Source organism: Paracoccus acridae, from assembly GCF_014642735.1.
Classification (GTDB): domain Bacteria; phylum Pseudomonadota; class Alphaproteobacteria; order Rhodobacterales; family Rhodobacteraceae; genus Paracoccus; species Paracoccus acridae.
On sequence record NZ_BMIV01000002.1, the window covers coordinates 1 to 14839 of the forward strand.

Below are 14839 nucleotides of genomic sequence, written 5' to 3' on the forward strand. Positions count from 1 at the left end.
CCGATGTGAACCCAGCCTTCCGAACAGCATACCGGCCCGTGGCGTCATGGAAGGCCACATTCAGAGGCCTGACACACGTCCGATCGAAGACCCCGCCGAAAGACCCGAGATATCGCTTGCCAAACAGGGGGCATCCACACACGCACCGGGTTTACCGGCGAGTTTCTGCTTCATTGATGAGGCTGCTTTTTCGGCTGCGTTCAAGCTTGCGTAGACGATCTCCTCTGCTTCCTTCGGGGTGACGTAACCGATGGCGCTGTGCAGGCGCGTGTTATTATACCAGTCGACCCACTTCAGCGTTTCCCACTTGACCTGAGCGACGGACCTCCAGGGGCCGAGGAACCTGATGACCTCGGTCTTGAACAGACCGATGATGCTTTCCGCGAGGGCATTGTCATAGGAGTCCCCGACGCTGCCGACCGAGGTGTCGATGCCTGCCTCAGCCAGCCGTCCGGTGTATCGGATCGACAGATATTGGCTGCCTCGATCACTATGATGGATCAGCTTGTCAGCCTGGGATGGTGCCCTCTGGCAGATGGCCTGGTTCAGCGCGTCGAGAACAAAACCGGTCGTCATCGAGGTTGAGACGCGCCAGCCAAGGATCTTCCGGGCAAAGACGTCGATGATCGAGCCCTGGAAACGCCCCTGGTCCGAGTGACCATGGCGAGGGGCGACATACACCATCCCTTGCCAGCCTGAGACATAGGTGACATCGCTGACCCATAGCTGGTTCGGCATGTCCGCAACGAAGGCCCGGTTCACCGTGTCGTCCGGGCATGGCTGGGCCGCATCGGGATTGGTCGTGACCACCTTCTTGCCGCGAACAACCCCTTGCAATCCCATCGTCTTCGTCAGCCGCTCGCCGGTGCGAGCCGGGCAATCTCGCGTCCTTCGCGGCGGTGAGGGCAAGCCCGCCACCGGTTCAAGGGCAGCCCGAACGGTGCCAGACCTTGCGCGCCATAACGGCCCCGGCTGTCATCGAAGGCCTCCCTGATGGCAGCCCTGTCGAGGCGATCCTGTTTGGCCCGATCCGACAGCCGTTTCGGATCACGCTCCATCGCCTTAAGGGAAGGGAACGTCGATGGTGCGATCCCCAGAACCCGGCAGATCGGGCCGACACCAAAGACACCCCGGTGATCGTCGATGAACGCGATCGTTTGCGGAAGGGGCGGTCGAGCGCCGCCGCTGCGAAATACGCACTGGCCTTTTTCAGGATCTCATTGGCCTGGCGCAGTTCACGGACCTCGCGCTCCAACTCCCTGATCCGGTCCTTCTCTGCGCTCGTCAGACCGCCGCGCTGACCGGCATCACGTCCGGCCTGCTGGCACCACGCGCAGGCTGTCCGGCGAACAGCCAAGCCTCACGCGCGATCGCCTTGCAAGCCGCCGTGTCGCTGGCATAGCTCGCGCGGTTCTCTTGAACCAGCCAAAACACCGCGATCGCAAAGCTCAGCGGGATAGGCGGGAGTGTATTTCTGCTTTGACATAGGGCTCATCCTTCGAGTGTTTTACCCTCCGGTAAACCCAAGGCCGGTTCACATGGGGCTATCCCTCAGCGTTCATTGTCATAAGGACAGCACGGCGGCGGGCTGCGCGCGGGCATGAAGTTCCCAGCGCGACCTGGACGACTAGCCCCCAGCTTTTCGTCTCCAGCTATAGTAGCGTCCACGTCTGATGAGATGGGTTGCAATAGGCATGGGCAGCGTCCTCGTTCGGACGGCCCCACCGGTGTCAGCTGGGTGACATGCGCAGAATCAAAGCGCCGGTCTCACCCCGCAAGGCTTTCACCTTCTCGAAATCGTAGCTTCTATTAAAAAAACTGGCTCCGGCGGTAGGGATCGAACCTACGACCAATTGATTAACAGTCAACTGCTCTACCGCTGAGCTACGCCGGAACACGGGGGCCGTATAGCAATGGTGTTCGGGGCCGTCCAGAGGGCGGATGACGATTTTTTCACAAAGACATGAATCTTGTGCCCGGACCCAGCGGATCAAGCGAGGTTACGGCACCCAAGTCGGCCAGGGCCAGAAGATGCGCCAGGACGTTGCGCGTGGCGGCGGGCATCAGGGCAGGGGCTACCTCATAGATGCGGGCTGCCAGTGTTGCGGCATCGGCAGGGCCGTCGCGCAGGGCGGCCAAAATTTGGGCGCTGCGCTGGCGCCGGTGGGCGGCGAGGTCGGACAGGCGGGCCAGCGGATCCTCGATGGGATCGCCATGCGCAGGAAGCAGACGGCGCGGCCGCGATTGCGCCAGCCGGTCCAGGGACCGCAGGTAATCGCCCAGATCACCGTCGGGGGGCGAGATGATGGTCGAGGACCAGCCCATTACCAGATCGCCGCAGAAGATCTGGTCGTCCCACAGCAGGCTCAGATGGCCTCCCGCATGGCCCGGGGTATGCAAGGCCAGCAGTTGCCAGCCGTCGCCTTGGACCACATCCCCGTCGCGCAGGCGGATGTCCGGGGCAAAGGACAGGTCCAGCCCCTCGCCCCCGCCGACACCCTGGTCCGCCAGTCGCTGCATCATGGGAGACCGGCCCGACAGCGCGTCGCCATAGGCCAGGATCGGCGCCCCCGTCATGTCGGACAGGCGGCGCGCGCCCCCGCTGTGATCCAGATGGGCATGCGTGACAAGGATGTGGCTAATCCGGCCCTGACCGGCCTGCACGATCGCGTCCAGGTGGCCGGGATCGTCGGGGCCGGGGTCGATCACCGCCACCTGGGCCTGGCCCAGCAGGAATGTCGTCGTGCCCGGCCCGGTCAGCGGCGAGGGGTTGGGGGCCAGGATGCGCAGGGGGTCTTTCGTCCGTCGGTCCATGTCATTAGCCTTAGCACGACGGACAGGGGTTTCCATGGCAAACCAGGCAGAGGGCGGCTGGCTGAAGGGATTTCTGCCGCGCGGGCTTTACGGGCGCGCGGCGCTGATCCTGTTCCTGCCGGTTGTCGTCGTCACGCTGGTGGTCAGCGTCATGTTCCTGCAGCGTCATTTCGAAGACGTGACCCGCCAGATGACCAGCAGCATGGCGCGCGAACTGGCCTTTGTCGTGGCGCGCATCGACCGCGCGGGGGGGCAGCGGGACGCTGGCCGCGAAATCGCCGTGCCGCTTGACGTGACCATCAGCGAGCCGATGGGCGACCGACAAGGCGACAGCCGCCGGTTCTATGACTTTTCGGGCCGGATCGTGATCGAGGTGCTGCGCGAGACCCTGCCCGCGATCCAGGCGATCGACCTTGCAAGCGACGAAAAGCGGGTGATCGTCACGCTTGACGGGCAGGCCGGACCCTATGCCCTGGCCTTCGACCGCCGCAGGGTCAGCGCGTCCAATCCCCATCAGTTGCTGGTGCTGATGGTGTTCACATCCTTCCTGATGACGGGGATTGCGACGATCTTCCTGCGCAATCAGTTGCGTCCTATCCGGCGGTTGGCCGAAGCGGCCGAGGATTACGGCAAGGGCCGGATCGTGCCCTATCGTCCCTCCGGCGCGTCCGAGGTGCGCAGCGCGGGCACGGCCTTCCTGGACATGCGCAACCGCCTGGAACGCCAGAACGAGCAGCGCAAGTTGATGCTGTCGGGCATCAGCCACGACCTGCGCACACCATTGACGCGACTGCGGCTGGGGCTGTCGATGATGTCGCCCGACATGCCGCCCGACGACGAGGATCTGCGCGCGATGGAAACCGACATCGCCGAGATGAACCGCATGGTCGATGCCTTCCTGGATTACGCCCGGGACGAGGCCCAGGACAGCCCGCCCCAGCCCGTCCCTGTGGCCGAATTCCTGGAGGCCATGCTTGCCGATGCGCAGCGCGCGGGCCAGAAGGTTACGTTGCGCGGTCTGGACGGCGACGCCGCCGGGCGCGCGACCTTCCGCCCCGACATGCTGCGCCGCGCCCTGGAAAACCTGATCGGCAATGCCGCGCGCTATGGAACCCGCGCGGAACTGGACGCCACGCTTGGCCCGCGCAGCCTGCGCATCGGGGTCGAGGACGACGGCCCCGGCATCCCCGACGACAGCCTGGACGTGGCGCTGCGTCCCTTCACCCGGCTGGACCCTGCGCGGGGGCGAAACAGCGGTGGTGGCGCGGGCCTGGGCCTTGCCATCGCCGCCGATGTGGCGCGCGCGCATGGCGGACAGTTGCGGCTGGGACGGGGACAGCGTTTGGGGGGATTGCGGGCCGAAATCGTGATCCCGCGATAGGTGGTGGTGCAGGTGCGGACAGCGGAAATATGCGGTATTCTTTGCATCATATTGAACGTGGCATGACGCACCCCTAGATTGTCAGCACGCAGGGGCCGTGTGTCGCCATGACGGGGCCACGGCTTCGGGCAGAAAGGAACGCCTAATGAACGAATTTGCATCTTCGACCTATCCGGTGCTGCCGCTGCGCGACATCGTGGTCTTTCCGCACATGATCGTTCCGTTGTTCGTGGGCCGCGAGAAATCGGTCCGCGCCCTGGAAGCCGTGATGGAATCGGACAGCCCCATCCTGCTGGCCGCGCAGAAGGACGCCTCGGTCGATGAACCGGCGGAAGACGGGATCTTCCGCGCCGGCGTGCTGGCCAATGTCCTGCAACTGCTGAAGCTGCCGGACGGCACCGTCAAGGTGCTGGTCGAGGGGCGCGAGCGTGTGCAGATCACCGACTTCGTCCCGAACGACGACCATTTCGAAGCCACCGCCATCATCCTGGCCGAAACGCCGGGCGACGCCGCGACCGTGACCGCCCTTGTCCGCACCGTGGCCGAGGAGTTCGAGCGTTACGTCAAGGTCCGCAAGAACATCCCCGAGGAGGTCGTGACCGCCGTGGCCGAGGCGCGGGAGCCCGGCAAGCTGGCCGACCTTGTCGCGGGCCATATGGGCATCGCGCTGGACAAGAAGCAGGACCTGCTGGACACGCTGGACGTGGCCGAGCGGCTTGAGAAGGTCTATTCCCTGATGCAGGGCGAGATGTCGGTCCTGCAGGTCGAGAAGAAGATCAAGTCGCGCGTCAAGACCCAGATGGAGAAGACGCAGCGCGAATATTACCTGAATGAGCAGATGAAGGCCATTCAGAAGGAACTGGGCGACGGCGAGGACGGCCAGAACGAGATCGCCGAGCTTGAGGAGCGCATCAAGAAGACCAAGTTCAGCAAGGAGGCCCGCGACAAGGCCGAGGCTGAGCTGAAGAAGCTGAAGTCGATGTCCCCGATGTCGGCCGAGGCGACGGTCAGCCGCAACTACCTCGATTGGCTGCTGGCGCTGCCCTGGGGCGTGAAGTCGCGCACCCGCAAGGATCTGGTTGCGGCCGAAAAGGTGCTGGACGCCGACCACTATGGCCTGGAAAAGGTCAAGGAACGGATCGTCGAATACCTGGCCGTGCAGACCCGCAGCCAGAAGCTGAAAGGTCCGATCCTGTGCCTCGTCGGCCCTCCGGGCGTCGGCAAGACCTCACTGGGCCGTTCGGTCGCCAAGGCGACGGGACGCGAATTCATCCGCATCTCGCTGGGCGGCGTGCGTGACGAATCGGAAATCCGCGGCCACCGCCGGACCTATATCGGGTCGATGCCGGGCAAGATCATCCAGGCCCTGAAAAAGGCCAAGACGACCAACCCGCTTATCCTGCTGGATGAGATCGACAAGATGGGTCAGGACTTCCGCGGCGACCCGGCAAGCGCGATGCTGGAGGTGCTGGATCCCGAACAGAACGCGACCTTCGTGGACCACTACCTCGAGGTGGAATACGACCTGTCGAACGTGATGTTCGTGACCACGGCCAACAGCTACAACATGCCAGGGCCGCTGCTGGACCGGATGGAGATCATCAGCCTGTCCGGCTATACCGAGGACGAAAAGCGCGAGATCGCGCGCCAGCACCTGCTGCCCAAGCAGATCGCGGCGAACGGGTTGCGCAAGAACGAGTTCGAGGTGACAGACGAGGCGCTGACCCATGTGATCCGCTACTATACGCGGGAAGCCGGGGTCCGTTCGCTGGAACGCGAGATCGCCAAGCTGGCCCGCAAGGCCGTGACCGAGATCCTCAAGGGTCAGGTCAAGTCCGTGACGGTCGATGCCGCCAAGGCCGAGGAATACCTGGGCGTGCGCCGCCACCGTTACGGCCTGGCCGAGAAAGAGGATCAGGTCGGCGTGGTGACGGGCCTGGCCTGGACCTCGGTCGGCGGTGACCTGCTGCAGATCGAGGCGCTGAAGCTGCCGGGCAAGGGCCGGATGAAGACGACCGGGAAACTGGGCGACGTGATGAAGGAATCCATCGACGCGGCCTCCAGCTATGTCCGGTCGATCGCGCCGCAGATCGGGGTCAAGCCGCCGAAATTCGATGCGCTGGACATCCACGTCCACGTCCCGGACGGCGCCACGCCCAAGGACGGTCCTTCGGCCGGTCTGGCGATGGTGACCTCCATCGTCTCGGTCCTGACGCAGATTCCGGTCCGCAAGGACATCGCCATGACGGGCGAGGTGTCCTTGCGCGGCAATGCGATGGCCATTGGCGGGCTGAAGGAAAAATTGCTGGCGGCGCTGCGGGGCGGCATCAAGACCGTGCTGATCCCGGCCGACAACGAAAAGGACCTGGCCGACATCCCGGCCAACGTCAAGGAAGGCCTGACCATCATCCCGGTCAACCACGTCCGCGAAGTCTTGAAGCACGCCCTGGTGCGGATGCCCGAGCCGGTCGAATGGGACGAGGCGGCCGAAGAGGCAGCGGAAGCGGCACGCATCGCCGCGACGCGCGATGATCGGTCGACGGGCACCGTCGCCCACTGATTAGGAAAAGGGCCGGGTCGCACCGGCCCTTTTTCATTGGGCTGCATGTCCCTGTACCGTCTTGCACGTTGCCAATGGCTGCCGACCCGCTAAGCTGGGGCCATGACACGCATCCTTGCCCTTGTAGCCCTTGCCCTGATCGCCCAGCCTGCCTGGGCCGCTGACCCGCTGGCCGGAACCTGGCGCACCCAGCCCGGCAAGAACGGCGGCTTCGGTCATGTCGAGATTGTGCCCTGCGGCGGCGCCTTGTGCGGCACCGTTATCGAGACCTTCGATGCCAGCGGCCAGCCCGTCGCGGCAAATGACCTTGGCGCCGTGATCCTTGACGGGGTCGCCCCGACGGGCGGCGGCGGCTATGGCAAGGGCCGCATCATCAACCCCGAAACCGGACGCGGCTATACCGCCCGGCTGGTCCTGCGCGGGGACGCGCTGGACATCGGCGGTTGCGTGATGATGATCTGCCGCAATGCCGGGACATGGCAGCGGGTCAGGTGATGGGCAGCCCGCGCTGACTTCGTGGCCGAAACTGTCACCGCCGGTGCCCGCGCCTGGGCTGGCCGAATGCCCTTTCGACCACGATGCGTGCAACGCGGCACGAAACCCGAGGGGAGTGTTCGGGTTATTCTTCTGACCCGCCATGGGTCCGACCAATCGCACCGCCACCGATGACAGCGAGGAACAATGGATCAGCCCTATTGCGGACCCGGTGTTGCCCCTGACGGTTTGTGGACCGCCTGGAACACCGACCCGCCGTTGCTGATCGGGCTTGCGGTCCTGGCTTGGGCGATATGGCGGCGCGGTGCCGGCAGGGCAGGGGGCGTTGCGATCATCGCGCTTGCGGTCGCCTTCGTGTCGCCGCTTTGCGCGTTGACGGTCTCGCTGTTTTCGGCCCGCGCGGCGCATCACCTGATCCTGGCCGGCGTGGCTGCCCCTGCGCTGGCATTGGCTTGGCCCGTGGCCCGGCGTCTTCCGGTGCAGGTCGGTGCGGCGGGAATGGCCGCCGCCATGGCAGCGTGGCACCTGCCGTCCGTTTACGATGCGATCTGGCGGTCGGACACGATCTATTGGGCCATGCAGGCGGCCCTGCTGCTGCCCGCCTGGGCCTTCTGGTCCGTCGTGCTGACGGATAGGGAAACACGATCCTTGGGAACCCAGGTGCTGGGCCACAGCTTCCTGACCCTTGGCCTGGCCGGGGTCATGGGCTTCCTGGGCGCGATCCTGACCTTTGCGCCGGGGGTGCTGTATCTTCAGCATGTGGACGGTGCTGCCCTGTGGGGGTTCAGCGCGATCGACGATCAGCGCTTGGCCGGCCTGATCCTGTGGGTGCCGGGCTTCCTGCCGATGGCAGCCCTGGCGGGCTGGATGTTGCGGCGAAGCTGGCGGCAGGGCTTTGCCGCATGATCGCGGCGCTGAAAGCGGTTCATATCGCGGCGATGCTGTGCTGGTGCGCGGGGCTGGTTGCCCTGCCGCTGCTGCTGATAACCTATGGCCATGCCCAACGTCAGGTCCGCTATACCGAATTTCGGATGCTGACCCATTACGGCTATGTCGGTTTCGCGACGCCGGCCGCCGTGATCGCGGTGGTCGCCGGAACCGCGCTGATCTTCGCGGCCGAAGTGTTCGACCTGTGGCTGATCGCCAAGCTGGCCTTTGTCAGCGTGATGGCGATGGCCCATGCCTGGATCGGCCACCTGATCGAACAATCGGGCCTTCAGCGCCATGGCCAGGGCGACGATCCGACGCGCGGTTACCGGATGCCCTATCCGGGCATCGCGCTTGCCGTGATCCTGCCCGCGATTGCCGCGATCCTGTGGCTGGTGCTGGCCAAGCCGGACCTTGCCTGGATCGCCGAGATGCTGCCGTTCATCCAGGAACCGCGGGGTCAGGTGCCATGATCCCGCTGCGTCCCGATCTGATAGTCGAAGACCAGCTTGCCGCCGTGCCAGCCGGTGATCGTGGTCATCAGCAGCCCCAGGGCCGAGATCAGGATACCCACCGGCAGCACGGCTTCTTGCGGGTCGGGCAGGCGATAGCCCCAGTTCACGCCCAGGACCGACAGCAGCGTGCAGGCCAGGATGAAATGCGTCCAGCTTGGCGCGCGAATGCGGATGCCCGGCACGATCAGCAATTCGACCGTGCCGCTGATGCCCGCCACGACGCCCATGATGAAACCGATGCCCGCGGTCCAGACGGCCGCGCGCGGCCAGAATTCATCGCCCGTCCACCAGAACATCGCATCGGCCCCGAAGGTCAGGAAGGCCAGGGCGACAGGATAGGTGATCAGCATCGCGTGCAGCGGATGGCCCGCGATCGCGAACTTGGATTCGGTGTCGTTGAAGGCGGCGTGTTCCTCGATCGGGTCGGAAAGCCTGCGGCGCTGTCGCCAGGTTCGCTTTTGTCGCATCGGCACTGTCCTTTCGGTTCGCGCAAGGGGAAGGCCTGGCCCGCGCTTGCGGTTCCCCTTCTGGCCGCCTGCGAGGGCGATGTCAGCACCCTTGCCCCTGCCGGACCGGCGGCGGCGCAGATCGCCACCCTGTGGTGGGCCATGCTGATCGGATCCGGGCTGATCACGGCCCTGGTGCTGACGCTGGCGGGTCTTGCCATCTGGCGCGGCCCGCGGCCTTCGGACGAACGGCGCTGGATCATCTGGTGGGGGTTGGGCTTCAGCATGTCGGTGCTGGCCGTGCTTCTGGCCTTCGCGCTTTGGACGGGCGAACGGATGATCGCGCGCGACGACGGTGCCCTGCAGGTCCAGGCCGAGGCGCAGCAATGGGGCTGGCGCTTTACCCAACCCGGCCCAGGCGGCCCCGTGGTGACCGAGGGCGTGCTGTATGTCCCCGCAGGCCAGCCCTTCGACATCGTGCTGACCAGCCGCGACGTGATCCATTCCTTCTGGGTGCCCCAGCTTGGCGGCAAGATGGACGCCATCCCCGGCCATCGCAACGTCCACCGCCTGATGGCCGACGCGCCCGGCACGCACGAGGGCCTGTGCGCCGAGTTCTGCGGCATCGGCCATGCCGCCATGCGTTTCGAGGTGGTGGTCTATGACCCCGCCGACCCGCCGCCCTTCGTTTCCGCCGAAAGCCTTCCATGACCGAGAAGATGCACCCCATCGCGCCGAACCCGCCTCGGAAGGCCCTGCTGCTGCACCGGCAGATGCAGCGGGTCTGGTCCGACCTGCCGGGCTGGCGGGGGGCTGTCTGTTCGGTCAACCACAGCACCATCGGGCTGCGGTTCATGGCGACGTCCTTTTTGTTCTTCGCCATCGGCGGCGTCCTGGCGATGCTGATCCGGGCGCAGCTTGCGACGCGCGACGGGGCCTTCCTGGATACGCAGCTGTATAACCAGATCTTCACGATGCACGGCAGCATCATGATGTTCCTGTTCGCCATTCCCATGCTGGAAGGGCTGTCCATGTGGCTTCTGCCCAAGATTCTGGGCTCGCGCGACATGGCGTTTCCGCGGCTGGGGGCGCTTGGCTATTGGTGCTATCTGTTCGGGGGGCTGATCATCCTGTCCTCGCTGCTGTTCGGCGTGGCCCCGGACGGCGGCTGGTTCATGTATGTGCCCCTGTCGGGCAAGACCTATACCCCCGGCATCAACGCCGATGTCTGGCTGCTGGGCGTGACCTTCGTCGAGATTTCGGCAGTGGCTGCGGCGGTCGAGATCATCGTGACCATCCTGCGCCTGCGCGCGGCGGGCATGGCGCTGACACGGATGCCGCTGATGGGCTGGTACATGCTGGGCACCGCCGCGATGATGCTGGTGGGCTTTCCGCCGCTGATCCTGGGATCCATCCTGCTGGAACTGGAACGGGCCTTCGACTGGCCCTTCTTCGACATCCTGCGCGGGGGCGACCCGCTGCTGTGGCAGCACCTGTTCTGGCTGTTCGGCCACCCCGAGGTCTATATCATCTTCCTGCCCGCCGCGGGCGTTCTGTCCACGATCATCCCCGTCTTCGCGCGCACGCGGATCATGGGCTATGGCGCGATCGTCGCGGCGATCGTGGGGCTGGTCTTCCTGTCCTTCGGGCTGTGGGTGCATCACATGTTCACGGTGGGCATCCCGCATATGGCGCTGGCCTTCTTTTCCGCCGCGTCGGCCCTGGTGGCGGTGCCGACCTCGGTCCAGATCTTCGCCTGGATCGGGACCATGTGGGCGGGCCGGGTGGAACTGCGCCTGCCGATGCTGCATGTCATCGGCTTCTTCGTGACCTTCGTGATGGGCGGGCTGACCGGCGTGATGGTCGCCATGGTGCCCTTCAACTGGCAGGCCCATGACACGCATTTCGTGGTCGCGCATCTGCACTATGTCCTGGTGGGCGGCTTCGTCTTCCCGATGATGGCCGGGATCACCTATTGGATGCCGATGATCAGCGGCCGTTTCCGCGTCCGCGCCCTGGGCGAGGCCGCCTTCTGGCTGATCTTCCTGGGCTTTCACGGCACCTTCTTCGTGATGCACCTGACCGGGCTTCTTGGGATGCCGCGCCGGATCGACCGCTATCCCGACAATCCCGAATGGGAATGGCTGAACCTGGTTTCCTCGATCGGGGGGATGGTCATGTCGGTGGGATTTGCGCTGTTCGTGCTGGACATCGCGATGCAGTGGCTGTTCGGGCGGCGCAGCCACCGCAACCCCTGGAAGGCGAACACGCTGGACTGGGCGATGGCGCTGCCCGCGCCGCCCTACAACTTTTCCTCGCTGCCCAGTCCGGGGCGCGACGATGCCACCGCGATCCTGCCCTTGGCGCGGGGCGAGGGGCTGCTGCCCGGCGCCCCGCGCCCCCGGCGCGAGGTTCTGGTGACGGATGCCGGCACCGGCCGACCCGACCATGTGGCGGTGGTGCCGGGCAATACCGCCCTGCCGATCTGGACTGCCGCCGCGCTTGGCAGCTTCTTCCTGCTGATGCTGGCGGGGCTTTATGTCGTGACGCCCCTGGCCATCGCCGCGATCCTGTGGGCGGGCTGGCGATGGGGCGGCTTCATGGGCAGCAGGGCCGATGCGCCTGACATCCCCGTTGCGCCGGGGCTGTCGCTGCCGGAACACTGGCAGGTCCGCCAGACCCTTGCCTACAGCGGGACGGTCACGCTGCTGGTCGCGGACGGCACGCTTTATGCGTCCCTGTTGTTCGGGGTGGCGTTCCTGACGGTCATCGCCCCGAACTGGCCCGCCCCCGACAGCGGCCTGGGCCTGGGCGCGCTGCTGACCGCGGGGGCCGCGTTGCTGGCCATGGCCCTGGCCACCCTTGCCGCCCGTCTGGCCGAAACGTGGCGGGCCACCCCTTCGGGCATGGGCGCGGCTTTGGCGGGCGTTCTGGCCGCCGGGCTGGCGCTTGTGCTGCTGGGGGGGCTGGCGATGCTGCTGGACGATCCCCGCCGCCATGCCCGCGATGCCCTGCGCGCGGTGTTGCTGGGCTATGCCGTCTTCCACGCGGTCGTGGCGCTGATGCTGGGGCTGCGCAGCCTGTGCGACGCCCGTCAGGGACGGACCAGCCACCAGCGTCGGGGCGCCGCACCCGTCTGGCAGTTGTTCCAGGCCTTCTGGCTGGCGACATCCGCCCTGTCCCTGGGCGTCGTCGCCCTGCAGGAGATCGGCTGATGCTCTGGGTCGCACGGATGCTGGCAGGCCCGATGCTGTGGGGAGCGCTGTTTTCCGCCGTCTATGGTCTGCATGGCCTGGGTTGCGCGCTGGACTGGCCCGACCGTGCGACGCCCTTTGGCCCGCTGCATCCGGGCGGGATGATCCTGCTGTGGCTGGTCGGGCTTGGCCTGCACGGACTGCTGATCGCGCTGAACCGGGCAGGAGGCAGCGACAGGCAAAACCTGCTGGTCCGGTCGGGCAACTGGATCGGCGCCGTCGCCAGTGCCGTGACGCTGCTTCCCGTGATCGTCACCTCAAGCTGCGGCTGAGGCGGTTTCAGGGAACGGCGACCGGCGGCAGCGCACGGTCGTCCTTCAACGTCTTCAGCACGATTTCCGACCGCACCTGGGACACTTGGGGATGGGGCAGCAGGTGACGGTGGACGAAGTCCGCAAAGGCGTCCAGGTCGCGCACCCGCACGTCCAGCACATAATCCGCATCCCCCGATACCGAAAAGGCCGACCGGATCTGGGGGTGGCTTTCCACGAAGCGGGCGAAGTCGTCATCCTTGCCCTGTCCGTGGCTGGCCAGGTTCACGCGGATGATGGCGCGCAGCCCATAGCCCAGCCGGGCCGCGCTGAGCCGCGCCGCATATCCTTCGATCACGCCGGTCTGTTCCAGCGCCGCCCGCCTGCGCGAACATTGCGACGGGGACAGGTTCACCACCTCGGCCAGGGCGGCATTGGTCATGGACCCGTCCCGCTGCAAGGCGGCAAGGATTGCAATGTCGAAGCTGTCCAGGCTTGCAGCCTGCGTCATTTGCCGATTTCCTGCACGATCTGTGCAAATCTTTGCCGAAGTTGGGGTGTTTCGCAAGCATCGTGCAAGTCCCTTGTGACATTCTTGTTGCACGCGCAACGAACAGGAGGATGCCATGGGACCGTTCCCGCATAACGCCCCCAAGGCCACGATCAGCGACATCAATCCCGCCGGGACCGATGGCTTCGAATTCGTCGAATTCGCCCATCCCGACCCGCAGGTGCTGGACCGAATCTTCCGCCAGATGGGCTTCGTCCCGGTCGCAAGGCACAAGGCCCGCGACATCACGCTGTATCGCCAGGGCGACATCAACTATCTGCTGAATGCCGATCCCCACAGCCATGCGGCGAGCTTCGTCGGGGAACACGGCCCCTGCGCCCCGGCGATGGCCTGGCGCGTGGTCGATGCCCAGGTGGCGTTGAAGCGCGCGCTGGATCTGGGCGCAACCGAATATACCGGACCGGGCAAGTCGATCTCGGCCCCTGCCGTTTACGGCATCGGCGGATCGCTTCTGTATTTCATCGACACCTATGGCGATGGTGGCAGCGCCTATGGGGCCGACTACAACTGGCTGGGCGAACCCGATCCCCGTCCCGAAGGTTTCGGCTTCTACTACCTCGATCACCTGACCCATAACGTGATCCGGGGCAACATGGACACCTGGTACAAGTTCTACCACGACACGTTCAATTTCCGCGAGATCAAGTATTTCGACATCAAGGGCAAGCAGACCGGCCTTGTCAGCCGGGCGCTGACCAGCCCCGACGGCAAGATCCGCATCCCCATCAACGAATCCACCGACGATCACAGCCAGATCGAGGAATACCTGCGCGAATACAAGGGCGAGGGGATCCAGCACATCGCCATCGCGTCCGAGGACATCTATGCCGGCACCGACCGGATCCGGGACGCGGGAATGGAGTTCATGCCCGGACCGCCCGACACCTATTACGAGATGTCGCACAAGCGGGTGAAGGGCCATCAGGAACCCATCGAGCGAATGAAGAAGCACGGCATCCTGATCGACGGCGAAGGCGTGGTCGGCGGCGGCGAGACGCGGATCCTGCTGCAGATCTTCTCGAAAACCGTGATCGGGCCGATCTTCTTCGAATTCATCCAGCGCAAGGGCGACGACGGCTTCGGCGAAGGCAATTTCCGCGCCCTGTTCGAGTCGATCGAGGAAGACCAGATCCGCCGTGGCGTCCTGAACGCCGCCCCTGCGGAATAGCGTCATGGCCCGTCCGCATCGCGCGGGCGGGTTTCTGGTGGATGCCCGATGGCCTGGACCGATTATTCCTCCGCCCCCGCGCCGGGCACCCCCGTCTGCGAGGCGGCGCAGGTGGGCGACGTGCTGTCCCTGTCCGTGACGACGGACCGGGGCGCCTTTCCTATGCTGATCCTGCGCGCGGGCGGCGGTCTGCGCGCCTATGTCAATGCCTGCCCGCACCAGTATCTGCCGCTGGATTACCGCAGCGACCGGCTTGTCTCGGCTGACGGCACGATGCTGATGTGTTCCGCCCATGGCGCGCGCTTCGACATCCTGACGGGCGCGGCCGTGGCGGGCGCCGATTGCGGCCTGGACGCGGTGCCCGTCAGGATCGTGGACGGGACGGTGGTGATCGGGGGCTGAGGCGCTTCTTGCGGGGGCGTGTCGGGGGCTGTAAACCCGCGCCCAACGAAAGGAA

At 65.6% G+C, this 14839-nt stretch carries 13 protein-coding genes, 1 tRNA gene, 1 pseudogene and 1 other annotated feature; of the genes and pseudogenes, 10 read left to right on the forward strand and 5 right to left on the reverse strand.

Features of this window, described 5'->3' with window-relative positions:
- Window positions 1–180 precede the first annotated feature (180 nt).
- The 3 genes and pseudogenes from IEX25_RS03100 to IEX25_RS03110 form a co-directional block, all read right to left on the reverse strand.
- Window positions 181–1486: pseudogene (locus IEX25_RS03100) on the reverse strand (IS3 family transposase); the annotation flags it as partial.
- Window positions 1083–1199 (reverse strand) — a sequence feature (AL1L pseudoknot). It overlaps the preceding pseudogene by 117 nt.
- 333 nt (window positions 1487–1819) lie before the next feature.
- Window positions 1820–1894: transfer RNA gene (locus tag IEX25_RS03105), tRNA-Asn, on the reverse strand.
- Window positions 1895–1953: 59 nt separating this feature from the next.
- Complete coding sequence (locus tag IEX25_RS03110; protein WP_188714007.1) at window positions 1954–2814, reverse strand: MBL fold metallo-hydrolase; 861 nt, start codon at window positions 2812–2814, stop codon at window positions 1954–1956.
- A 34-nt stretch (window positions 2815–2848) separates the two neighbouring features.
- On the opposite strand from IEX25_RS03110, the gene IEX25_RS03115 reads away from it, so the two are divergent.
- The 5 genes from IEX25_RS03115 (at window position 2849) to IEX25_RS03135 (ending at window position 8650) form a co-directional block, all read left to right on the forward strand.
- Complete coding sequence (locus tag IEX25_RS03115; protein WP_188714008.1) at window positions 2849–4195, forward strand: ATP-binding protein; 1347 nt, start codon at window positions 2849–2851, stop codon at window positions 4193–4195.
- Between the two features lie 145 nt (window positions 4196–4340).
- Entirely contained in the window at window positions 4341–6755 is a 2415-nt protein-coding gene (lon, locus tag IEX25_RS03120; protein WP_103173270.1) for an endopeptidase La, read from the forward strand.
- Between the two features lie 102 nt (window positions 6756–6857).
- The gene (locus tag IEX25_RS03125; RefSeq protein WP_188714009.1) at window positions 6858–7250 is read left to right on the forward strand and encodes a DUF2147 domain-containing protein; all 393 of its coding nucleotides are present in this window, start codon (window positions 6858–6860) and stop codon (window positions 7248–7250) included.
- A gap of 186 nt (window positions 7251–7436) precedes the next feature.
- Window positions 7437–8156: a cytochrome c oxidase assembly protein gene (locus IEX25_RS03130; RefSeq protein ID WP_188714010.1), complete on the forward strand. Its 720-nt coding sequence runs from the start codon at window positions 7437–7439 to the stop codon at window positions 8154–8156.
- Window positions 8153–8650: a CopD family protein gene (locus IEX25_RS03135; protein WP_103173273.1), complete on the forward strand. Its 498-nt coding sequence runs from the start codon at window positions 8153–8155 to the stop codon at window positions 8648–8650. Before IEX25_RS03130 ends, IEX25_RS03135 begins: the two co-directional genes overlap by 4 nt.
- Here the strand turns inward: IEX25_RS03135 and IEX25_RS03140 are convergent.
- Entirely contained in the window at window positions 8638–9159 is a 522-nt protein-coding gene (locus IEX25_RS03140) for a DUF2231 domain-containing protein (protein WP_103173274.1), read from the reverse strand. The genes IEX25_RS03135 and IEX25_RS03140 overlap by 13 nt on opposite strands.
- Between IEX25_RS03140 and IEX25_RS03145 the strand changes: the two genes are divergently transcribed.
- The 3 genes from IEX25_RS03145 to IEX25_RS03155 are packed head-to-tail and all read left to right on the forward strand — an operon-like array spanning window position 9151 to window position 12664.
- Window positions 9151–9849: a cytochrome c oxidase subunit II gene (locus tag IEX25_RS03145; protein ID WP_229665011.1), complete on the forward strand. Its 699-nt coding sequence runs from the start codon at window positions 9151–9153 to the stop codon at window positions 9847–9849. The two genes, IEX25_RS03140 and IEX25_RS03145, sit on opposite strands and share 9 nt — an antisense overlap.
- On the forward strand, window positions 9846–12353 hold the full coding sequence (ctaD, locus tag IEX25_RS03150; protein ID WP_229665012.1) for a cytochrome c oxidase subunit I: 2508 nt from the start codon (window positions 9846–9848) through the stop codon (window positions 12351–12353). Before IEX25_RS03145 ends, ctaD begins: the two co-directional genes overlap by 4 nt.
- Complete coding sequence (locus tag IEX25_RS03155; RefSeq protein WP_188714011.1) at window positions 12353–12664, forward strand: hypothetical protein; 312 nt, start codon at window positions 12353–12355, stop codon at window positions 12662–12664. Before ctaD ends, IEX25_RS03155 begins: the two co-directional genes overlap by 1 nt.
- Window positions 12665–12671: 7 nt before the next feature.
- On the opposite strand, the gene IEX25_RS03160 is transcribed toward IEX25_RS03155, so the two are convergent.
- Entirely contained in the window at window positions 12672–13154 is a 483-nt protein-coding gene (locus tag IEX25_RS03160; RefSeq protein WP_188714012.1) for an Lrp/AsnC family transcriptional regulator, read from the reverse strand.
- A 115-nt stretch (window positions 13155–13269) separates the two neighbouring features.
- On the opposite strand from IEX25_RS03160, the gene hppD reads away from it, so the two are divergent.
- On the forward strand, window positions 13270–14382 hold the full coding sequence (gene hppD / locus IEX25_RS03165) for a 4-hydroxyphenylpyruvate dioxygenase (protein WP_188714013.1): 1113 nt from the start codon (window positions 13270–13272) through the stop codon (window positions 14380–14382).
- 48 nt (window positions 14383–14430) lie between these two features.
- Window positions 14431–14784: a Rieske (2Fe-2S) protein gene (locus IEX25_RS03170; RefSeq protein ID WP_188714014.1), complete on the forward strand. Its 354-nt coding sequence runs from the start codon at window positions 14431–14433 to the stop codon at window positions 14782–14784.
- The last annotated feature ends 55 nt before the right edge of the window (window positions 14785–14839 follow it).